General features: G+C 65.5%; 20 protein-coding genes. 8 read left to right on the top strand and 12 right to left on the bottom strand.

The features are described from left to right. The first annotated feature begins 2 nt into the window (after positions 1 to 2). Positions 3 to 305 carry a hypothetical protein gene (locus tag BRAD285_RS13590; protein ID WP_006613291.1) on the top strand — a complete coding sequence of 101 codons (303 nt, stop codon included), beginning with the start codon at positions 3 to 5 and terminating at the stop codon, positions 303 to 305. 312 nt (positions 306 to 617) lie between these two features. On the opposite strand, the gene BRAD285_RS13585 is transcribed toward BRAD285_RS13590, so the two are convergent. Continuing rightward, positions 618 to 1,667 carry an HlyD family efflux transporter periplasmic adaptor subunit gene (locus BRAD285_RS13585; protein ID WP_006612811.1) on the bottom strand — a complete coding sequence of 350 codons (1,050 nt, stop codon included), beginning with the start codon at positions 1,665 to 1,667 and terminating at the stop codon, positions 618 to 620. 23 nt (positions 1,668 to 1,690) lie between these two features. Between BRAD285_RS13585 and BRAD285_RS13580 the strand changes: the two genes are divergently transcribed. After that, positions 1,691 to 2,896, top strand: coding sequence for a M20/M25/M40 family metallo-hydrolase (locus BRAD285_RS13580; RefSeq protein WP_006612812.1), 1,206 nt, complete (start codon positions 1,691 to 1,693; stop codon positions 2,894 to 2,896). 115 nt (positions 2,897 to 3,011) lie between these two features. Beyond that, complete coding sequence (locus BRAD285_RS13575) at positions 3,012 to 3,545, top strand: GNAT family N-acetyltransferase (RefSeq protein WP_006612813.1); 534 nt, start codon at positions 3,012 to 3,014, stop codon at positions 3,543 to 3,545. A 12-nt stretch (positions 3,546 to 3,557) separates the two neighbouring features. Here the strand turns inward: BRAD285_RS13575 and BRAD285_RS13570 are convergent, their stop codons facing one another. Next, positions 3,558 to 4,013 carry an RbsD/FucU family protein gene (locus BRAD285_RS13570; protein WP_006612814.1) on the bottom strand — a complete coding sequence of 152 codons (456 nt, stop codon included), beginning with the start codon at positions 4,011 to 4,013 and terminating at the stop codon, positions 3,558 to 3,560. Between the two features lie 58 nt (positions 4,014 to 4,071). Continuing rightward, positions 4,072 to 4,413 carry a hypothetical protein gene (locus tag BRAD285_RS13565; protein WP_006612815.1) on the bottom strand — a complete coding sequence of 114 codons (342 nt, stop codon included), beginning with the start codon at positions 4,411 to 4,413 and terminating at the stop codon, positions 4,072 to 4,074. A 216-nt stretch (positions 4,414 to 4,629) separates the two neighbouring features. Between BRAD285_RS13565 and BRAD285_RS13560 the strand changes: the two genes are divergently transcribed. The 3 genes from BRAD285_RS13560 (at position 4,630) to BRAD285_RS13550 (ending at position 6,064) form a co-directional block, all read left to right on the top strand. Continuing rightward, positions 4,630 to 5,052, top strand: a complete 423-nt coding sequence (locus BRAD285_RS13560) for a PA2169 family four-helix-bundle protein (RefSeq protein WP_006612816.1) — start codon at positions 4,630 to 4,632, stop codon at positions 5,050 to 5,052. Positions 5,053 to 5,061: 9 nt separating this feature from the next. Then, the gene (locus BRAD285_RS13555) at positions 5,062 to 5,559 is read left to right on the top strand and encodes a nucleoside deaminase (protein WP_006612817.1); all 498 of its coding nucleotides are present in this window, start codon (positions 5,062 to 5,064) and stop codon (positions 5,557 to 5,559) included. Between the two features lie 97 nt (positions 5,560 to 5,656). Continuing rightward, positions 5,657 to 6,064: a DUF4174 domain-containing protein gene (locus BRAD285_RS13550; RefSeq protein WP_006612818.1), complete on the top strand. Its 408-nt coding sequence runs from the start codon at positions 5,657 to 5,659 to the stop codon at positions 6,062 to 6,064. A gap of 46 nt (positions 6,065 to 6,110) precedes the next feature. On the opposite strand, the gene BRAD285_RS13545 is transcribed toward BRAD285_RS13550, so the two are convergent. The 3 genes from BRAD285_RS13545 to BRAD285_RS13535 form a co-directional block, all read right to left on the bottom strand. Beyond that, positions 6,111 to 7,856 carry an FAD-dependent monooxygenase gene (locus BRAD285_RS13545; RefSeq protein WP_006612819.1) on the bottom strand — a complete coding sequence of 582 codons (1,746 nt, stop codon included), beginning with the start codon at positions 7,854 to 7,856 and terminating at the stop codon, positions 6,111 to 6,113. Further along, on the bottom strand, positions 7,853 to 8,350 hold the full coding sequence (locus BRAD285_RS13540) for a MarR family winged helix-turn-helix transcriptional regulator (protein WP_006612820.1): 498 nt from the start codon (positions 8,348 to 8,350) through the stop codon (positions 7,853 to 7,855). The genes BRAD285_RS13545 and BRAD285_RS13540 overlap by 4 nt, the downstream gene beginning before the upstream one ends. A gap of 335 nt (positions 8,351 to 8,685) precedes the next feature. Next, on the bottom strand, positions 8,686 to 12,162 hold the full coding sequence (locus BRAD285_RS13535) for a DEAD/DEAH box helicase (RefSeq protein ID WP_006612821.1): 3,477 nt from the start codon (positions 12,160 to 12,162) through the stop codon (positions 8,686 to 8,688). A gap of 712 nt (positions 12,163 to 12,874) precedes the next feature. Here BRAD285_RS13535 and BRAD285_RS13530 point away from each other — a divergent pair. Together BRAD285_RS13530 and BRAD285_RS13525 are read left to right on the top strand one after the other, a co-directional pair. Further along, the gene (locus BRAD285_RS13530) at positions 12,875 to 13,300 is read left to right on the top strand and encodes a hypothetical protein (RefSeq protein WP_006613246.1); all 426 of its coding nucleotides are present in this window, start codon (positions 12,875 to 12,877) and stop codon (positions 13,298 to 13,300) included. Beyond that, positions 13,297 to 14,082 carry an HNH endonuclease gene (locus tag BRAD285_RS13525; protein WP_083846429.1) on the top strand — a complete coding sequence of 262 codons (786 nt, stop codon included), beginning with the start codon at positions 13,297 to 13,299 and terminating at the stop codon, positions 14,080 to 14,082. Before BRAD285_RS13530 ends, BRAD285_RS13525 begins: the two co-directional genes overlap by 4 nt. 178 nt (positions 14,083 to 14,260) lie before the next feature. On the opposite strand, the gene BRAD285_RS13520 is transcribed toward BRAD285_RS13525, so the two are convergent. From BRAD285_RS13520 to BRAD285_RS13495, 6 genes are read right to left on the bottom strand one after another with little or no spacing between them, the layout of a single operon-like run. After that, positions 14,261 to 15,202, bottom strand: a complete 942-nt coding sequence (locus BRAD285_RS13520) for an ABC transporter substrate-binding protein (RefSeq protein ID WP_006613245.1) — start codon at positions 15,200 to 15,202, stop codon at positions 14,261 to 14,263. Further along, the gene (locus BRAD285_RS13515; protein ID WP_006613244.1) at positions 15,199 to 16,302 is read right to left on the bottom strand and encodes an LLM class flavin-dependent oxidoreductase; all 1,104 of its coding nucleotides are present in this window, start codon (positions 16,300 to 16,302) and stop codon (positions 15,199 to 15,201) included. Before BRAD285_RS13515 ends, BRAD285_RS13520 begins: the two co-directional genes overlap by 4 nt. Positions 16,303 to 16,323: 21 nt before the next feature. Further along, a complete protein-coding gene (locus BRAD285_RS13510; RefSeq protein WP_006613243.1) occupies positions 16,324 to 17,508 on the bottom strand; it encodes an acyl-CoA dehydrogenase family protein in 1,185 nt (394 codons plus the stop codon). Then, positions 17,502 to 18,293, bottom strand: a complete 792-nt coding sequence (locus tag BRAD285_RS13505) for an ABC transporter ATP-binding protein (RefSeq protein WP_006613242.1) — start codon at positions 18,291 to 18,293, stop codon at positions 17,502 to 17,504. Before BRAD285_RS13505 ends, BRAD285_RS13510 begins: the two co-directional genes overlap by 7 nt. Further along, the gene (locus BRAD285_RS13500) at positions 18,287 to 19,300 is read right to left on the bottom strand and encodes an ABC transporter permease (protein ID WP_006613241.1); all 1,014 of its coding nucleotides are present in this window, start codon (positions 19,298 to 19,300) and stop codon (positions 18,287 to 18,289) included. The genes BRAD285_RS13505 and BRAD285_RS13500 overlap by 7 nt, the downstream gene beginning before the upstream one ends. After that, positions 19,278 to 20,369 (bottom strand): ABC transporter substrate-binding protein, encoded by a 1,092-nt coding sequence (locus BRAD285_RS13495; protein WP_006613240.1) that lies wholly within the window; start codon positions 20,367 to 20,369, stop codon positions 19,278 to 19,280. Before BRAD285_RS13495 ends, BRAD285_RS13500 begins: the two co-directional genes overlap by 23 nt. Between the last annotated feature and the right edge of the window lie 140 nt (positions 20,370 to 20,509).

Genomic DNA, 20,509 nt, shown 5'->3' with positions numbered 1-20,509 from the left:
CGATGGTTCGGGAATTCGAATACAAGGGGGAAGTGTTTCGGGTCACGGCGCATGGCATCCATGGCCATGAGGAGATCTTCATCGTCCACATCGACGACGGCGTCGAAGGCGACGAAATCTCGATCGACCGCATGACCGAGGAGAACGACACGTCGGCTCCGCTGGAGTCGATCATCGTCATGCTGTGCGACAAGCTCATTCCGGAATCCGCCATCAGTTGCCGCGACCCGGACGCGCCGTTCGCCTGGCGCGAAGGCAAGGTGGTCTATCAGGTGCACGACGGCGTGCAGGCGCTGAACCATTGAACAGACAGCGCGCCCGACTCGACGACGAACGATGATGTCGTTCGGCGCATCCATACTGGAATAGCCGACGTCAAGAACCCGAACCACGATCGTCGTGATTGCGCCCTCTCCCCTTGTGGGAGAGGGCATCTCCGAACTATCAACGTGCTCGGTTGGGTGAGGGGTTTCTCTCCGAGAACGTCGCCTGAGGATAGAGACCCCTCACCCAACCGCACCTGGGGATCGGCCGTACATGCCCTCTCCCGCAAGGGGAGAGGGCGCAGTAACAGGCAGCGCAGAGAGGGATAGCGCGTCGCGCGGAGATGGCTCTGATCAGATGCGCCGCCGCACCGACGCATGCTGGAGGTCCTGCCCGCAGCGGCAGCTCCCCTGCGCCTTGTCCTGCAGGATCTGCGAGACCATCCGCTCTGTCCCGGTCAGGCCGGTGAGAATGGTCGCGCCGACGGCCATGCCCGGCTTCAATCCGGCGGGAAGGACAGCCTTCAGCAGGCGGATCTTCAGTGCGACCCGGTCTTCACCGTTTGGCGAGCCCGTCGCTTCACCGATCCATTCGGCATCTGCCACATGTCCATAGAGCCGGACGGACGGCAGGTCCGGCACCTCGATCGTAACCGCCTGTCCGATCGCGACATAGGTGATCTCGGAGACAGCGAGGACAGCGGTGATGTGGGGCTCGCCCGGCGCGACCACCGCCATCATCGACCGGTCTGACGTGACGGCGTCGCCGACATGGAGACCGCCCATCGTCACCACGCCGGCGACGGGAGCGACGACGTCGTTCAGCGCCACCGTCGCTGTGTCCGCGTCGCGGGGCTCGATGCGCGCAAGAAGCTGTCCGAGGGCGATCTCCTGATGGTCGGTCACGAGCAGCTCTCTGACCCGGCCGGGCACGGCTGACCTGACCGGGACTTCGTTCCCCCCGACATAGGCGTCGTCGGTGTGGACGAGATATTGGCCGACGGTCACGTAGTCGACCATCCACCACAGCGCGACGAGCATACCCACGATCAGGCCGAGCCCGGCGAGCGGCCGCAGCGCACGGCCCGCAGACGCAGGCGCTGTCGCTCGCGCATCCTCAGGCGAGTGCTCCTTGTGCAGAATGACCATCCGGGTTCCGCCCGATCCTTGCTGTCCGACCACCGCTCGCTCCCACGACGGCATCGCCTGCGTTGCCGTCCTCGACGGGTGTCTCGTGACCTTCATGCTCGTGGTGCCGATGTGGCGGCTCGCGGCCCGGTTGATAATGGCGCCGGGACCAAATGCGGTGTTCAGGTTCTCGAAACAATGCTCCTGTCGACGCGCCTCGCGTCGGGGGCAAGCAGCCCCTTGCGCGATGCGACGCCGGACGGGATGGTCGGGCATCGTTCAAACACGGGATTCGCTCCATGTCCGTCGACACCGCCGCCGCCACCGATCGCCTGATGCGCTTTCTCGCCGTGCAGGGCGTCACCGGACAGGAGAAGGCGATCGGGCGCGAGATCATGGCGGCGCTGAAGCAGGCCGGGGTGCCGGCGAAGGCGATGCGGTTCGATGACGCGAACACGCGCATCGCCCTGCCGACCGAGACCGGCAATTTGATCGTCGACCTGCCCGGCCGCGGCAGCCTGAAAGACCAGCCGCGACTGATGTTCATGACCCACATGGACACGGTGCCGCTGTGCGCCGGCGCGCAGCCGAAGATCTCGGGCCGCAAAATCGTCAACCAGGCCAAGACCGCGCTCGGCGGCGACAACCGCTGCGGCTGCGGCATCCTGGTGACGCTGGCCGCCGAGCTGATCCGCGAGAGGCTCGATCATCCGCCGATCACGCTGTTGTTCTGCGTGCGCGAGGAAAGCGGGCTCCACGGCGCGCGCCACGTCGATCTCGACATGCTCGGCGCGCCCAAGATGGCGTTCAATTTCGACGGCAGCTCGGCATCCAGCATCACCATCGCCGCGGTGGGCGCCGACAAATGGGAGGTCGAGATCTTCGGCCGCGCCTCGCATGCCGGCGTAGCTCCAGAGCGCGGCATCAGCGCCACCATGATCCTCGCCTTCGCGCTCGCCGAGGTCAAAGCCGGCGGCTGGTTCGGCAAGGTGGTGCAAGGCAAGGGCAAGGACGCGAAGCTTGGCACCAGCAATGTCGGGCCGGTCACCGGCGGCGAGGGCCGCCCGGCGGGCGACGCCACCAACGTCGTCACCGACTATGTCCATGTCGTCGGCGAGTGCCGCAGCCACGATGCGAAGTTCGTCCGCGAGATCAGCAACGCCTACAAGGCCGCATTCGAAAAGGCCGCCAAGCAGGTCACCAACAGCGACGGCAAGTCCGGCCGCGTCAAGTTCAAGGCGGTGACGGAGTTTCCGCCGTTCCAGATCAAGGAGACCCTGCCCGTCGTCAAGCGCGCCACCGCCGCCGTCATCGACATCGGCGCGACGCCGGCGTTGCGCGCCGGCAATGGCGGCCTCGACGCCAACTGGATGGTCCGCCACGGCATCCCCACCGTCACCTTCGGCACCGGACAGAACGAGCCGCATACGATCGACGAGTGGATCAACCGCGACGAATACGACCGCGCCTGCGCGCTGGCGGTGCGGCTGGCCACGATGGGGTGAGTGGCATTCGGCCGCGCTGCCATCGCTGTGTCAGACGGCGGTAAGCTTCACCGCGTTCAGATCGCCGCGCCCGCCGGCGATGGATCGTGCGGGGTACCTTGCAGCGAGGACAGCCTTGGAACACGACAGCGTCACCCTTGAGGTCGCGGACAAGCGGGATCTCCCGGCCTTCAAGCAGGAATTGCAGGAGGCCTTTTCCGTCGCATTGATGGACGAGATCGGCGCAGTGCCCGAGCAGGCGATCCCGTCCTGCGACGATATCGAGCAGTCGTTCACCGCGCCAGGCGCTGTGACCTATCATTTACTGCTGAATGGGAGCCGCGTCGGCGGCGTCGTCCTGACCATCGATCCGGTCTCGCATCGCAACTCGCTCGACCTGTTCTACATCTCGGTCCGGCAGCATAGCCGCGGCGTCGGCCAGCGCGCATGGCGGGCGATCGAGGCGCGCTATCCCGACACCAGGGTGTGGCAGACGTTCACGCCCTATTTCGAGAAGCGCAACATCCATTTCTACGTCAACAAATGCGGCTTTCGGATCGTCGAATACTACAACGCCCACAACCCGCTGCCGCATCGGCCGCCGCTCGAGGGCATGCCCGACGACGGCGACTTCTTCCGCTTCGAGAAGATCATGCGAGAGGAGCGTTGAGGCTTCTCGGCCTCACGCCACCTCCGGCGGGATCACGCCCTTGCTGAAGATGAAGCAGCCATAGAAGCGGCGCTCGCCGGTGGCGATCACGCAATAGGTCGACTTGGCCATCTCGTAGAACGCGTAGCGCTCGACGCCGACCAGCGGCCACGGCCTGCCTTCGGCCGCATCGATCGCCGCCTGCACCTCCTGCTGCACCTCGGTCACCTCCTCCGGCTGGCCAACGACCTCCATCCGCACGGCGGCATCGTCCACGAAGGTGTCGAGCGGCAGCACCGACAGCACTGCCTGAACGGCCCTCGCCGCGCTGACATTGTCAATGCGCAGCAGCTCGCCGAACGCGGTCTGCCGCGCGATCGCGTCCGCCGGAAAGTTGGTGTCGCAGATCACCAGGCGGTCGCCATGCCCCATCGCCCTGAGCGCATAGAGCACGTCGGCATTGAGCAGCGGATCCAAACCCTTGAGCATGTGGTCTCCCCATCGTTTCCTTAATCGAAGGTGCATGGCGCGGTCGGGCGCTCACGCGCTACACGGCTCGCCCCTCGCCGACCAGCCGGAGATCGATCCTGCCGATCAGCTCCGAGCGCAACGTCTCCGCGGCGGCGATCGCCGCCAGGGTCTGCCGCAACGTGCTGACATTCGATCCCAGCGAGACGATGCCGCCGAGCACGGCTGCGATCGCGCCGAGCAGCCCGGTTGCATTGGAGCCGAACAGCCCCAGCACTGCGCCGACCAACAATGCGGCGCCGCCTGAAATCACGATCTTCGACGCCAGGATGATCTTTCGACAGCGCTCGGCTCTGTCGGCAAGCTGTTCGATCCGCGTCTCGATCAGGGCGATCTGTCCGCCCGGGTCGTCCTCATCCATCACACGCGCAATCCCTCAGCGATCTCAGCGCCACCAGGATATCCTGAGCATGCTGCCCGTCGCATGAGTGAGCCTACGATGCCGCCCGGACGCGGGCAACCTGCATACCGCCTGGAGTAGCGCGCCCCTGTGGCGGAAGGCAGCAGGCCCGGAACAAAGCTTGCGAAGCCGGATTGTCGTGGTCGAAATTCCACCCAGCAACACGGTGAGGCGACCATGGCTGCAGACGGCCTGAAGACACTGCACACGTCCCTGGTTGATGCGCGCAACGGCTATCAGGAAGCCGCTGATGACGCCGAGACGCCGGCGCTCAAGGCGCTGTTCGCCGAGATGATCGCGCTCAAGGAGCGGGATCACGCCGAACTGCACGACGCGCTGCGGCGGATGGGCGAGACGCCGGACGAGTCCGGCTCCTTCATGTCCACGGTGCACCAGACCGTGATTCGCGTTCGCGCCGCGGTGACCGGCCTCGGCACCCATGCGCTGTCGTCCTTCGTCAGCGGCGAGGAGCAGATCCTCGGCCAATATGACGACGCACTGCAGGAGTGCGCCGGCGACGCCGCCACCACCGCCACGCTGGCTCGGCAGCGCGAGAGCCTGCAGGCGAAGATCACCCAGATGAAACAGCTCGCAGCCTGAGCGCCGACCGTGCCGAACCTGAAAACCGACGAGCATTTCATGCAGGAGGCGATCAAGGTCGCCACGCAGGATGGTGCAGACCCTTCGTTGTCGCCGATCGGCTGCGTGATCGTGCTGGGCTCCGACATCATCGCGGCCGAACGCAATCACGTCGCCGCCAAGCACGACGCCACGGCGCATGCCGAGATCGAGGCGATCCGCGCCGCTGGCCGCGGCTTCGACGACGGCGAGCTGCGTGGCGCCACGCTCTACACCACGCTGCAGCCCTGCGGCATGTGCACCATGGCCTCGATCTGGAGCAAGGTCGGCCGCATCGTGTTCGGCGCCGGCCGCGAAGACGTGCACCAGATGTATTTCGAGGCCAGGCATGTCGACACGCTCAAATTCGTCGCCAACGCCTATCGCGACGACATCACGATCGAAGGCGGCGTGCTGCGCGAGTCCTGCAGCAAGCTGTATTATCGTCCCTGGGACGACGTCCCGATCGAGGACCAGGGCAACCGCTAGAGCTGACGGCGCAGTCTCAAGCGGACGCCGGCGGCATGGGCAGAGATCCAAGCCGGCGCCCTCGACGTTCAGGCGAGAGCCATCATGAGGCCCGACCATGCGACGGTATCTGCTCACGACCGCACTCCTCGCAGGCTTCATCGCCATGCCGCACCCAAGTGACGCCTCACTGCTCGACCCGTACCGATGGAAGAATCGCGTCCTGGTCGTGACCGGCCCCGACGACGACGACACGCAGCAGCAACGCCGGATCTACAAAGCCGCCAAAGCCGGCATGTCCGAGCGCGCGATCGTGCTGCTCGAGGCTGTCGACGACAGCGTCGCCTCCCGCCAGCTTCGCGCGGCGCTCAGCAGCGACAACCGCCGCTTCACGGTCACTCTGATCGGCAAGGACGGCCATACCGCGCTGGCCTCTCACACGCCGATCTCGGCCGAGGACCTGTTCAAGCGCGTCGATGCGATGCCGATGCGGCAAGACGAAATGCGACGGGCGAGGCCTCGGTAAGAGACCGCGCGCGCTGGTACCTCCGGCTCGAGCGAACCGGATGAGATCACGCCCCATGACACAACTCTTCACCGGCGCCCGGAGTGACGACTGACCTGCGTTCGGCTGACTGATCCCGGAACAGTCTGCGACAATAGGCAACCAGACGCTCCGGCTGGTCCGCAGCGCCGCGAAAGGCGATGTGCCCGTCGGGCCTGACAAGTACCAGGGCGGCTTCGCTGCCGATGCCATACGAGGCGTGGGCAACGCCATCCAGATCGGACAGCACCGTCGGGTCATCAGGCCCGGGAACGGCAGCGGCGAGAACCAGCCGCGGTCGCAACCATGCCCATGGCTTCGCCGCGGCGCAGGCCCTGCGCAGCTCAGGCATGGCATCGGCCTGTCGTCCGTCGAACGCGAGCAACGACCAGCCCCAACTCCGGCCGTCTGGATTGTAGAGATGCGCGAAGATCGTCGTCGAGGCGCCGTCCGCCGCAATCACATTCGCATCGGGCGCGCGCTCGCCCGCCTTGGGAGCGCGGCGCCGGATGAGGTCGCCGAAACCGCTGAGGTGATCCTCGTTCAGCGGGCTCGTGGGATAGGCAACGGTCAATTGCTGCAGGTCGGCGCTACCCTGGATCAGTGCGCCGATATTGGGCAGCACCCGGGCGGCAAGGTCCATGGCCGCGTCTTTCAGCGGCCCGCGATAGACGCTGTTATCGAAGCCGCGCTTCTGCTGGCCGTCGAGCCGGCGATGCTCTCCGCCCCGCTCCTCGTCGTAGGAGTCGAGCAGAACGGGTTCGGCCGCGCCGTTGAGCACCATGGCGAGCCGCCATGCCAAGCCGACGGCATCGTGCAGGCCGGCATTCATGCCCTGCCCTCCGATCGGCAACGACAAATGCCCGGAATCGCCGACGAGGAAGACGCGCCCCTTGGCGTGATGCGGCGCGGCGCCGTGCTGGAAGCGGCTGTGCGTCAGCCAGATCGGATCGGTCAGCGTCAGCGTCTCGTCCTGCGTCACCTCGCGCGCGATCGCCTGCATCTCCTCGAGCGTGGGATCGCGGTCGGGAATTCCGGTATCGTCGGCAAGGAAGAACAGCCGGTGATAGCCCTCCCACACCGGCAGCACGCCGCAGAAGCCGCGCGGATAGTAGAAGAACCACAGATGATCCTTGTCGGTCGATCGCCGCCAGCTCAGCTTTGCATCGACCTGACGGTTCATGCAGTTGGGCAGCTTCTCGGGCACGAAGTCGAAGCCCAGTTGCCGGCGCACGAACCCCTCGCCGCCGTCGGCCCCGATCAGATAGCGGCAGCGCAGCCGCCGGCTCGGCCCTTCGGTCTTGTCGTCGTCCCGTTCGCTCGCCGTCGCAACCGTGACGGTGACACCTTGCGCATCCTGCTCGAACCCGGTCACGCAAACGCCGCGTTCGACCTGGCCGCCGCGCGCCGCGACTTGCGACTCCAGCGTGGCCTCGATCACGTCCTGTCCGCTGTACAGCACCCGCCCGTAGGGACTCGCCACATCTGCAATGTCGATGGGGTTGACCGGCCGACCGTTCAACAGCGTGTTGATCTGCGTGATCCGGTAGGATTTCTCGGCCAGGGCATCGCGCAGGCCGATGCTCGCAAGCAGCTCCTGCGGCCGTGCCCACAGATTGTTGGCTCGCGAATAGGGCTTGTGCTCGCGTCGTTTCTCGAACAGGCGGAAGCTGACGCCATGGTGGGCGAGCGCGCAGGCCGTGGTGAGGCCAATCGGTCCGCCGCCGATGATGATGACATCCGTATCGTAATGGTCGTTAGCAACCGTCGTCATGACTTGTCCTTTGCTGATAGCAGGCCCGTCGGCGCGCGCTGATGGAGATCGTGTGCGAGCACGTCGTTCAGCTCGCTCAAGACCGCGATCGCGGTGGCGATCCGGTTCGCCCCGATCCGCTTGAGAATCCTGCGGTCGAGCGGGGCCACGGCGGCCTCGGCCGCTGCGAGTGCGTTGCGGCCTGCCGGCGTGAGCACCACGAGCTTGGCGCGTTGATGGTGCGGATTGGCTTCGAACGCGACCAGGCCGCGCGCAATCAAGAGATCGACGACGCGCTGCACCGCCTGGCGGGTCAGGCCCATGTTGCGCGCGATGTGCGCCACCGGCAGAGGATGCGGCGAGTAGCCGAGCGCACCCAGCACCTGCCACCAAGCCGTCGTCAGCCCCGCCGGCCGGACCAACTCATTGCCCGCGTCGACCAGCCTGCCATTGGTTTCGAACACCTTGAGCACGAGATCGCGGACGATGGGCGGGTCGGAACCTGAGGCGGGCATCAGCAGCGTCCTGTCGATATGACAATATGCTGTCGTAATGCGCGACACAGGCGGATCGTTCCGCGTCAGCAGGCGGATGTCGCAGAGGTCGGTTCATCACTGTTGGCGCCGGTGAGCTTGGCGATCTCGCTCCACAGCCGCTTGTGACCCGCTTGCCCTGCTCCGCGATCGCGAGAATATATTCGGACCGCTGCATTGGTCGGATGATGACGTGTGCTCGCGGGAGCATCTGTGATTTTCCCACCGTCCGCGCAGGTGTGAGAAGCCTTTCTTGCTGCGGCGATTGCCGGCGCGACCAATGCAGCGGAATGCGCGGGGCCCCATCCATGACGTAGCTATTCGTCGAGGAGCTCCAGAAACTGCTCGACTCTTTGCAGGACAGACTCGCTGCGTCGCCCGGCGTAGACAACACGGTTGCCGTCGCGCAGCAGGAGGCGTGAGCACGTCTTGCGGATCCTGCCCGGAAGCAGAGTCGCGGCAATCGCCTCCGGACCGACATCGAGCCGCATGATCCCCCGCTCCCGGCATTCCACCCGGAGCCTGGCAACGGCGAAAAAGTTGCTGGCCGCGGGCGGCAACGGCCCGAACCGGCGCTGCGTTTCGTCCTCGAGCTCCTCAAGCTCATCATCAGACCTGCAGCGCGCAGCCCGGGCATAGATCTCCAGCCTGACGGCCTCCGACTGCACGTAGTTCGACGGAAGCAGCTCGGCGATGGGCAGGTTCAATTCCGGAAGCCACAGGGCGGACATCCCGTCGCGATCGCCCTCCAGAGCCAGGGTCAGCAGATGGCCATAGAGTGTCGGACCAAACACCTGCACATGACCGGACTGGCGATCCGACAGCATGTCGCCGCCGCCGCGAAGGTCGAGATCGCGCGCGCTGATGGCAAAGCCCGCGCCCGGACGATTGAGCTCCTCGAGCACGGAGAGCCGCTGCTCCGATCGGTCGGAGCCGCCCTCGGTCAGGAAATGCGCGAAGGCGCGGATGCCGCCGCGCCCGACCCGGCCGCGCAGCTGATGCAGTTGCGCCAAGCCGAATTTTTCCGGCCAGCACACGACGATGGTGTTGGCCCGGGGGATGTCGAGACCGCTTTCGACGATGTTGGTCGCGAGCAGCACGTCGGCCTTGCCTTCGACGAACGCCATCAGCCGCTCGTCGATCTCATCAGCAGGCAGCTTGCCGTGGATCGTGATGATCCGAAGCTCCGGCGCCAGCGCGTGAATGCGGGCCTGCATGGGATCGAGGTCCTGAATCCTCGGACAGATCAGGAAGCTCTGGCCGCTGCGGCGATGCTCGCGCGCCAGGGCCGCGGCGATCGCGATGTCCGACAGCGGCGCCACCTTGGTCACGACGGGAACACGATGCACGGGCGGCGTCGCGATCACGCTGAGGTCGCGCAAGCCGGTCAGGCCCGCCGCCAGCGTGCGCGGGATCGGCGTCGCACTCATCCAGAGCCTGTGGCCGTTCTTGTTGAGGCTCGACAGCAGGGCCTTGTCGGCCGCGCCGAAATGCTGCTCCTCGTCGATGATGACGAGGCCGAGATCGGCAAACTTGACGTCCTTCGAGGCCAGCGCGAGCGTCCCCACGACGACCTTGAGCTCACCGCTCTTCAAGCCCTCGCGTACCTTGCGTGCTTCGGCGGTCGACGCGATCCGGGAGAGATTTCCGACCTCGATGCCGAGCGCGGCAAAGCGCTTGCGGAACGTCTCAACATGCTGTCGCGCCAGCACCGTCGTCGGCACGACGATCGCGACCTGCCTGCCGGCCAACACGGTGGCCGCGGCGGCGCGCAACGCCACCTCGGTCTTGCCGAAGCCGACATCGCCGCACACGATGCGGTCCATCGGATGACCGGACGCGAGATCATCCAGGACCTCGCGGATCGCCTGCGCCTGGTCCGGCGTGGTGAAATAAGGGAAGCGCGCAACGAATTGCTCGTAGCTCGCCGGCCGCGGCACGAGCTTCGGCGCCGGCCGCCGCCGGCGCAGGCTTCTCTGCTTGGCGAGCTCCTTGGCGACGACATGGATCTCGGTCTCGGCAGCGGCCCGCCGCGGCCGCCATGAGCTGCCATCGGCCTTGTCGAGCGAGGTGTCGCCGAGTTCACTCGCGTACGGCCAAGTCAGGGCCAGCTCCGCAAGAGGCACGAGCACGGCGTCGTTGCCGGCAAACACCAGCCGAACCATTTCGCGCGCGGAAACTCCGGCAGTGCCCATCGACCGCAATCCGCCGAGCCGGGCCAAGCCGCGCTGCAGATGAACGACCACCGATCCAAGCTCGGGAAGATCGATGGCGTCGAAGCCGGGTGACCAGGCCCAGTTCGCCGGCTGCGGCTGATGCGCCCGGCTGCCGAGAACGTCAGACGCCGTGATGACGACAATCGGCTTCCGTCCGGGAATGACGAAGCCGGCGTCGAAGCCGGCCAGCAAGGCGGCTTCCCGCCTTCCTCTCGCGATCGCCTGCGCCCAATCATCGGCAGGTTCGGCCTTGACGCCGCTCATCGTGGCCATGAGTCGCAGATCCGACTCGACCGCTGCGGCAAACACGAGACGCGCATCACCGCGTCGGGCTTCCTCGATGAAGGCGCGCAGCGCCTTGCGCGGCGTGGCCTGCTTGAAGAACTCCGGTGTCGCCCGGTAGGGCGCCGCCGGCACCAGCCATGCGATCCGCTTCGCCGCCTGCTCCCATTCGCGGCGGCTCACATAGGCGCGATCACGCTCGGCGCGCGGAGCCGCATCCTCGATCGTGCTCAGCCACGTGTCAGCATGTTTGGGCACATGGGCATCGGCCATCCACTTGGCCCGCGTGCAATACTCGAACAGGCTCGCCTTGTTCCGAGCCCGCTCCTTGAACGCCACCCGCTCGGACATCGGATCGATCTGGAGCTCCTTGAACTCGGAGATCACCTCCTGATCCAGCGGATTGAACGCGGCGATCCGCCGTATCTTGCCGCCGGAATGCTCGACCCTGAACGGGCCGCGCGCGCCGGCCGGGAATATCTCGAATGTGTTGCCGTGAAACAGCACGCCGCCGGGATAATCCGGGCTGTCGTCCAGGTCATAGCCAAGCGCAGCAAAGCGCGCCTCGACGAGCGGTTCGGCGTAGGTTTCACCGACCCGCAGCAGCATGCCGATGTCCGACCACTCCGTCGGCCGCGGCAGGCGCTCCATCATCGCCTCGACCGTCGTGATCAGCAGCACCGGCTTCTTCGCGCGCGCCAGACGCCGCAGGACCGAACTTCGCCTGCCCGCAATGTCACGCGACGGCTCGAGCATATCGAACGGCAAGGTGTTCAGTCGGGGATAGACGAGCACATCACAGGCCGGCTCGAGCACCTGAATGACGGACGCCAGCCGCTCGGCCCGGCGCTCATTCTCCGCGAGAAACACGACGCCGCCGCGGCCGGCCCCCTGCCACTCCGCCACCAGGTGCAGCGCCAGGAGTCCCAGAGGCGACGCGGAGGAGACGCTGGGTTTCGCGACCGCCACCTTGTTCGGCGCAATCGATATCGTCTTGCGCGGAACCGGCTTCTTTGGCGCTGCGGAGGGCTTTGGCGACGTCGTCTTACGCTGCACCGAGCTGCGGGCAGCACGAAGGACTGAGGGCAAAGATGTGGACTCACGTGTCATTGAGGACGCCGGAATGAAAGCCCGGCGAATCTGACGACAATTATCGGATTCGAATGGTCGAGGGCACCCAAGATCTGGCCTTTCCATCGCGAGAGACTCAAACGTTGCGCCCGCGCCATCACTGTCCTGACCAAACGCCTGGCCGACGAGACCGGCCTGTCCGATCAGCGGGCATGGCCGAACCATCCCGCGGCGACATGCGCCCGAGTTGTGCGGTCATTCGACCTCTCCTCTTCGGAAGAAGAGGCGCAGGGAAGACCGGGTATCGACTGATACCCGCGGTCCGCGTGCAGCAAACAAGCACGCGGCAGAACCACAGGTTCAGCCCAATATCCGGCCTTCCCTGCGCGACGGTTTTGCGGGTTATAGGTGCTCTCCCCGGGGACCGGCTGTCTTGCCCCCGTCGCCAGCGGATCATCATCACCACCGGCTTGGCCTCAGCGTCGGGAGACCAGGACCACACCATTTCGCCGTCGCCTCACTCCGTTCGTCGGCACGGGCTTTTGACACCCGGCTGCGGAGCAACGCGCCCGTCGCATCTCCGGCCCGACGCTTCATGACGATCGCGAAACGTCCCTCTTCAGCGAGCCGGGATACGCAAGAATGTGGATGTGATTTGCCCGACATGACAAGGGAGAAGTGCGCGACAAACTGGCACGACGGGCAGTTGATGCATGCGGGGTGTGCACGGATTGCCCGTCGGGCGGATGATTAGTCAGCCGATCGGCGACACCACCCAACGTCAACGCAGCGCTACCTGGCGTTCGCTCTCTCCATAAACACGCTGCTCGGGGCCCACGTGCTGCGTAGACCTCCGATCGACTGAAGCAAAGCTGTCGGCTAGTAACCAAAGATGCATTGGAATATTTCGAGAAAGTAGCTGAGGGGAGCATGTTCGATGAAGACATCATTCGCGACTCTAATAGCTGACGAAGAAACTTTCGGGGTCGCCCCTATGTCCGATGCGCCTGCGAGCGGAACCAGCCACTCTGCTCAACGTGACCTCCCAGCAAACATCTATGCCGCCACGGCACGAGAAGCGGGTCGACTGAATGCCGCCCAGATAAAGCGAACTGAGCTAGAGACGCTATTGTCGGAGCGACAACGCTTGCTCGACAAGAAGTTTGACGGCACCATGACAAAATCCGAGTCTAATCGACTCGAATACATTCGATGGTCGCTGGATCGCATTGATGACGCCCGTCGAGGGATCGAACTTGAAGCGTTAGGCGCCTTCGTTTCTAAGCTTGAGGGCTTCCGCGATAGCGTCAATCAGTTGCACAAGGACCTGACCCGCGCTGCCGGGAATCTCAAGAAGCGATGACAAAAGACAATCCTGGCGAAATCCAGCCCCCGTTCTCTTCTGACGACGGGAAATCGCTTATTGTTCAACGCTCGACTGTAGAAGCTCAGACCGACTATCGTAAATACAAGAATTATCTCCGGGCCGATTTTTGGTTCTCGTGCGCTTATTGCACGATGTGCGAGTCCGAGGCTGGTGGTCACCGGTTCACTATTGATCACTATGAACCACGTAGCGCGCGACCAGACTTAGAAACTGTCTATGAGAATCTCTTTTATGCTTGTGACGCATGTAACGAGAGAAAGGGTGATCGATGTCCGCCAGCCTCGGCTAGGGCCGTCGGCTATCGCATTTTTCGAAGCGATCAAGAGGCGCGCACCGAACACTTCGAGCAAAAGGGCATCCGCCTTGAGGCAAAGGGTGGAAGCAAGGTCGGGGACTACACTATAAACGCGCTGGATCTTAACCGTGGGGAACTCCGTCAGCTTCGCACGCTAAGAAGACGATTATGGGAGGCCGAAGTAGCCGTTTCGCACGGAATTATGGCCCTTCGCAGTTTTCCAATTGATCGGCTGCCAAGTCATGTCAAAGGCGCAGCGTTGCGAGCTATCAATGAAATGCTTGACGTCGTTGGGGATGTCGAGGCCAATGTTGAAAAGGTTTTAGCGAATTACGCGATGTCCGCTGTGCTTGAAGACGGCACAGTCACCCAGGAGGAGTTGGAACGACGCAAAGTTCGGGTTCAAAGGCTCCGTGATATACAGAAAGAACACCCAGGCAACTGGCGCGGGCGCAAGGCCTAATCTAAAGATCTCTGCAGGCACTCTACGATCGGAATCGCAAAAGTTGGCTGCCGCCAGAGATTATTGATGCTGACGAGAGGGAGGGTCAGGCGCCGACTGCGTGAAGTCTTAGGACGGAATCATCACCGCTAAAGGATGTTATGGCTTTCGGCGCTATGTAGTAGATGCCGCCGCCAGCTCAAAGCCCCGCGCCTTTCGCGATCGCCTCAGCGAACGACCGATCGAGGATCGCCGCCGCATCGAGCCGCTCCTTGATCAGGCCGGTCCGCGCATAGAGGTCGATCGTCTTCTGCTCGTCGGCGACGACGTCGTCGTCGATCGGGGCGATGCGGACCTTGGCGCGCGTGAGCCAGTTGAGCGGCACGGCCGCCGGGATGTTCATCAGCTTTCCCCAGGTCTCGGCGTAGCTCTCGACATGGCCGAGCGACCAGGCGCGGGCCGCGGCGAGCCGCTGGACGAAATCCTCCAGCGCCGCGCGCTGCTCCTTGATCGCAGTGGGGGTGGCGACCTGGAAGCTGAGGCCGGGTGTCAGTCCCTCGCCGGTGATGACCCGGCGCGACTTAAACAGCACCTCCTCCTGGCTGACATAAGGCTCCCAGGTCGACCAGGCATCGACCGAGCCTTGCGTGTAGGCGACCTTGGCGTCCGACGGCGGCAGGAAGACGAGCTGGATGTCGCTGGTGGTCCAGCCGCGCGATTCCAGTGCGGCGAGCACCAGTTGGTGTCCGATCGAGCCGCGGCCGGTGGCGATCTTCTTGCCCTTGAGATCATCGAAACTCTTGATCGGCGAAGTCTCCGGCACCAGCATCGCCAGCCCTTCCTGGGTCTGCCGGATCGCGGCGATCGCCTTGACCGGCACGCCGGAGGCCGCCGCGAAGGTGAAGGGCGCGTCGCCGACGAGACCGGTATCGATCGCGCCGGCGCTGAGCGCCTCCAGCAGCGGCGCCGCCGCAACGAACTCCTTCCACGCGATCGTGTAGGGCACGTCCTTGAGCACGCCCGCCGCCTCCATGACGGCGCGCGCATTGCCCTTCTGATCGCCGACGCGCAAGGTCACCTGCGCGAAGGCCGAGGCGGTGAATGCGAGCAGCAGGCTAGCCGCCAGGAGAACGCGCTTCATTCCGCCGCGACTCCCTTCGCGCCCTGACGGCGAGCGATCAGCTCGCGCGTCGCGGGGATCAGCGCGCGGCCATAGTCGATGGCATCGATCAGCGGATCGAAGCCGCGGATCAGGAAATGGCTGATGCCGAGATCGTAATAGTCGCCGAACACCTCGGCGACCTGCTCGGGCGTGCCGACCAGTGCCGTGGTGTTGCTGTTGGCGCCGGTGAGCTTGGCGATATCGGTCCACAGCCGCTTGTCGACGCGCTTGCCCTGCTCCGCGATCGCCAGCAGGCGCTTGGCGCCGTCGGTGGCGTGGCCATCGGCCGGCTTGCGATAGCCGGTCTGGTCCTGCAGCGCGGTCGCGCGCTCCAAGATATCCTGCGCCCTCGCCCAGGCCTTCTCCTCGGTGTCGGCGAGGATCGGCCGCACCGACAGCGAGAAGCGCGGCGCCGGACGGCCGTGCTTCGCCGCGGCGGCGCTGACGCGGGCGACCTGCTCGCGCACCTGCGCATAGGATTCGCCCCACAGCGCATAGGTGTCGGCATGCTTGCCCGCGACGTCGATCGCCGCATCCGAGGCGCCGCCGAAATAGATCCGGATGCCCTCTTTCCGATACGGCTTCACCTGCGCGAAGCCGTTCTCGACCTGGTAGTACTTGCCTGCGTAGCTGAACGGCTTGTCGCTGGTCCATTCGGCCCGGATGATATCGAGGAACTCGCTGGTCCTGGCATAGCGCTCGCTCTTGTCGTCCAGCGTATTGCCGTCCTGGCGCAACTCGGTGGCGTTGCCGCCGGTGATGACGTGCAGCGCGACGCGCCCCTTCGAGAACTGGTCGAGCACCGCGAACTGGCGCGCCAGCAGGGTCGGCGAGGTGAAGCCGGGCCGCTGCGCGATCAGTACGTTGAGCTTCGAGGTGACGCCGAGCACGTGCTGGGCCACCTGCAAGCTGTCCGGCGAGGTCGAGTGGAACGCCAGCAGCGCGCGGTCGAAGCCGGCATTCTCATGCGCCTTCGCCACCGTTTCGATATGGACGGGATCGAGCACCGGTCCCTGGCGGACGATGATCTCGGACGAGTTGTTGTTGGAAATGAAGCCGATGAATTCGATCTCGGACATGGGTCCTGTCTCCTTGTGTTCCTAGAGTCCAAGCGCCAGACGGCCGGCGGCGATGCGCGTGGCGTCGTCCTGCGGGGTGTGGACGCGGCCGCACAGCACGTCGCGATAATGCCGCTCCAGCGGATTGGTGCGGCTGAGGCCGTGATTGCTCGACAGCGACAGCGCGTCCTCGACCGCCGCCACCGCATTGTTGGTGACGGTGAGCTTGATGATGTTGCCCTCGACCGGGCTGACCACCCGGCCCTCGTCGAAATCGCGCGCGACGCTGTCGATCAGCCTTGAATTGACCTGAAGCCGCGCCTCGATCGCGCCGAGCACCTCCTGCGCGCGCGCCAAAGTCGACAGCGGCGCGCCGAGGCTCGACGGCGTGCGCGTCTTGAGGAAATCGATGATCCAGTTGCGCGCCGCGCGCGCGACCCCGTCATAGATCGCGCCGACGAAGGCGGCATGAACCAGTGCCTGTGTCGGATTCTGCACCCGCCAGTCCGCGGGCTTGCGCAGCTCGATCTCGTGGTCGAGCGGGATCACGACGTCCTCGAACACGACGTCGTGGCTGCCGCTGGCGCGCAGGCCGAGATGATCCCAGGTCTCGACGATGCGGATGCCGGGCGATCCCGCCTGGACCAGGAACAGGCCGAGCCGCGGCTCGGCCTCGTCGGTCTTGGCCCACACCGAGTACCAGGACAGGATCGGCGCGCCGGTCGAATAGATCTTGTGGCCGCTCAGACGCCAGCCGGTCTCGGTGCGCCGCGCGATCGTCTCCGGCAGGCCACCGCGCGACGGCGAGCCAAGCGCCGGTTCGACGCGGAAGGTGTTGATCAGCGCGCCGCGCTCGACCGAGTCCCGCTGGAGCTTGCGGGCCAGCCGCGGCGGATATTCCTGTTGGCGCGCCATCACGAAGTGCTGGATGTAATGCATCGCCAGGACCAGCGCCGTCGAGGGATCGGCTTCGGCGATGAGTCCGAGCACGCGCGCCGTGAGGCCCGCGCCCGCCCCGTGTCCGCCCAGCGCCGTCGGCACGGTCAGCGACAGCAGGCCCGCCTCGAACAGATCCTTGAAATTCTGGAACGGAAAGCTGCGGTCGCGATCATGCGCCGGCGCGCGCTCGGCGAACACAGGCACCAGCCGCAGCGCGCGTGCGATCAGTTCGTCCTCATTCTCCGTGCCGGTCTGGCGTGGCGCGAGGCTCTCGATGACGGCTACCATGTCGCTTCCAACCCGAGGAGACCAAGAATCTGCCGGCGCAGATCGGCGAGATGCGGATCGCCGCGATGCCGCGGATACGGCCGGTCCACGACGATGTCGGCCTTGATGCGCGCCGGGCGGTCGCTCAGCACGATGACGCGATTGGCGAGCACCAGCGCCTCCTCGACGTCGTGGGTCACGAGCAGGGTCGTGAAGCCCTTGCGCTGCCACAGCGCCACCAGCTCGGCCTGCATCGCAATCCGGGTCAGAGAGTCGAGCTTGCCGAGCGGCTCGTCGAGCACCAGCACCTTGGGATCGTTGACCAGCGCCCGCGCCAGCGCGACGCGCTGCGCCATGCCGCCGGAGAGCTGATGCGGATAGGCGTTCCTGAAGTCGGTGAGGCCGACGAGATCGAGCGCGGCATCGACGCGATGGCGCTGCTTCTTGAGGATGCCCTGCGCTTCCAGGCCGAGCGCGACATTGTCCCAGACCGTGCGCCACGGAAACAGCGTCGGATCCTGGAACACGACGACGCGCGACGGATGCGGTCCCCTGATGCTGACCTCGTCCTCGCGCAAGCTGCCGCTGCGCGGCTTGTCGAGGCCGGCGATCAGCCGCAGCAGGGTCGACTTGCCGCAGCCGGACGGCCCGAGCAGCGCGACGAACTCGCCGGGCTCGACGATCAGGCTGACGTCGTCGAGCACCTTCAGCTCGGCGCCGTCGATGTCGAAGGCATGATCGACATGGGCGATGTCGATCGCAGCACCAGGAGCTTGCGCCCTGACGGCAACGGCTGCGGCTACCATTTGACGACATCCTTCTGCCAGACCAGCACGCGGTCACGGGTCTTGAACAGCAGGGTGATCGCGCCGGAGCACAGCAGCGACATCACCAAGAGCGCGGCATACATGTTGGAATAGGCGGCCCAGCCCTGCGCCCATTGCAGGTACCAGCCGAGCCCGGCCTTGACGCCGATCATCTCGGTGACGACGAGCACCGCGAACGAGGCGCCCAGGCCCATGAACAGGCCGACGAAGACATGCGGCAAGGCTGCGGGGATCGCGACCTTCAGCACCAGGAACCAGGGCCTGGCGCCGAGCGTGCGCGCGACATCGTAGTAAGCTGATGGCACGCTGGCGACGCCGGACCAGGTCAAGACCGTGACGGGGAAGCCGGTGGCGAGCGCGATGAGGAAGGTCGACGCGCTCCAGCTGGTCGGAAACGCGAAGAAGGCGATCGGCAGCCAGGCGGTCGCCGGCAGCGGCCCGATGAAGCGCAGCACCGGATGCACCCAATAGCCGATCCGCGTCGACCAGCCGATCGAGACCCCGGTGATGAAGCCGGTGGCCGCGCCGATCAGATAGCCGCCGAGCTGCAGCTTGATCGAGGCGATGACGCTGTCGAGCAGTTTCGGCAGATCGTCGGTGTAGACCTCGATGATCGCCTGCGGCGGCGGGAAGAACGGCAGCGGCAGCCAGGCGTATTTGGCGGTGGCGAGCTCCCACAGCGTCAGGAACACGCCGAGCGCGAGCAGCCAGGGGCTGCGCTTGCGCAAAGCCGAGCCCACACGGCCGAGCTGAGCGGCGGCGACGCTCACGACGAACACGAGCCCGGCGATCACGAACGCCGCGATCGCGAGATCCTTGGTGCGGGACCAGTCACCGACATCCTCGCGCACCAGACAGGCGGCCCCGAAAGCCGCCCAGGCGAGCGCTGCGGCAATGCCGGGCGCCACCTCGCGGAGCTTGTCGGCAAGCGCGCCGCTCCGCGCGCTGTCGCCCGGGGCGACCTCAGACAGCGAAAATGTCGACATAGATGCGCTCGGCGAATTTGCTGGTGTCGGTGCTCGGCTTGAAGACGGAGACGACCTTGAGGTCGTCGGCATAGGCCTTCAGCTCCTGCTTGAGCGGCTGACCATGCGGATGATGATGATGGGTGTGGTAGCGCACCATGCCTTCGAGATCGGCCAAGGTCGCCTGCTTCGGCGCATAGGGCTGGAACGACTTCGCCGCCTCGACCGGGTTCTGCGCGGTGAACATCGCGGCATCGAGCAGCGCCTGCGTGATCGCGCGGCCGACCTGCGGCTCCTCGCGCACCAGGCTGCCGCGTAGGCCGAGGATGCAGCAGACGCGGTTCTGATACTCGCCGTCGAGATTGGAGGCGACCTCGCGATAGGCGGGATCCTTGAGCCAGAGATAGGCGAGCGGATCGGACGCCAGGAACGCCTGCGTCTCGCCCTTGTCGGCGGCGACGTTGACGACCGCGCCCGGATAGACGCGCCAATCGACGTCCTTCACCGGATCGATGCCGAGCCGCGCCAGCTGGATCGAGAAGAAGTTCTTGTCGGGACCGCCGAGATCGCCGACCGCAACCGCCTTGCCCTTGAGATCGGCGAGCGTCTTGATGCCGGACTCCGTGCGCGCCAGCACCCGCATGCAGCCGCCATGCGTGCCCGCCGCGATCTTGACGTCAAAGCCCTGCTCCAGCGGCTTCAGCCAGCGCAGCGCCATGCCGAGCCCGGCGTCGCTCTTGCCGGTCGCGATGGCTTCCAGCAGCTGATCGGTGGAGCCGGAATAGTTGATCAGCTCGACGTCGAGATTATACTTCTTGAAGAAGCCCTGGTCGATCGCCACAGGCACCGGCGTCAGGCAGACCGCGCCGGCATTCCAGGACAGCTTCAGCTTGCGCGGCGCGCCGGTGAGAGCCGGCGCTTCAGCTGCCGTCCGGCAGATCGGAAACTGCGACAGATCGATCTCCGGGGCGGCCCGCAAGGACAAGGCCTGCGCGGCCAAGCCGCCGAATGGCGCCACCAAAGCGGCACCGGCACCCGCCTGAAGCAGTCGACGCCGGGTGACTGCGCCCGTGTTGTCCGTGTTGTCCATCGCCCTCTCCTGCCAACAAAGCTCCGCCGTTGCGCGGGCGTACAGCGCCCGCACTCCCCCGCGGAATGCGTTGATGTGTCGTTGAACCAGCGCTGTCGTCAGCGCCCCAATGATGAACGGATGATGCGTTCGCGACTGCA

The sequence above is a fragment of the Bradyrhizobium sp. ORS 285 genome, assembly GCF_900176205.1.
Lineage (GTDB): Bacteria > Pseudomonadota > Alphaproteobacteria > Rhizobiales > Xanthobacteraceae > Bradyrhizobium.
This window is presented reverse-complemented; position numbering and strand designations above follow the sequence as displayed.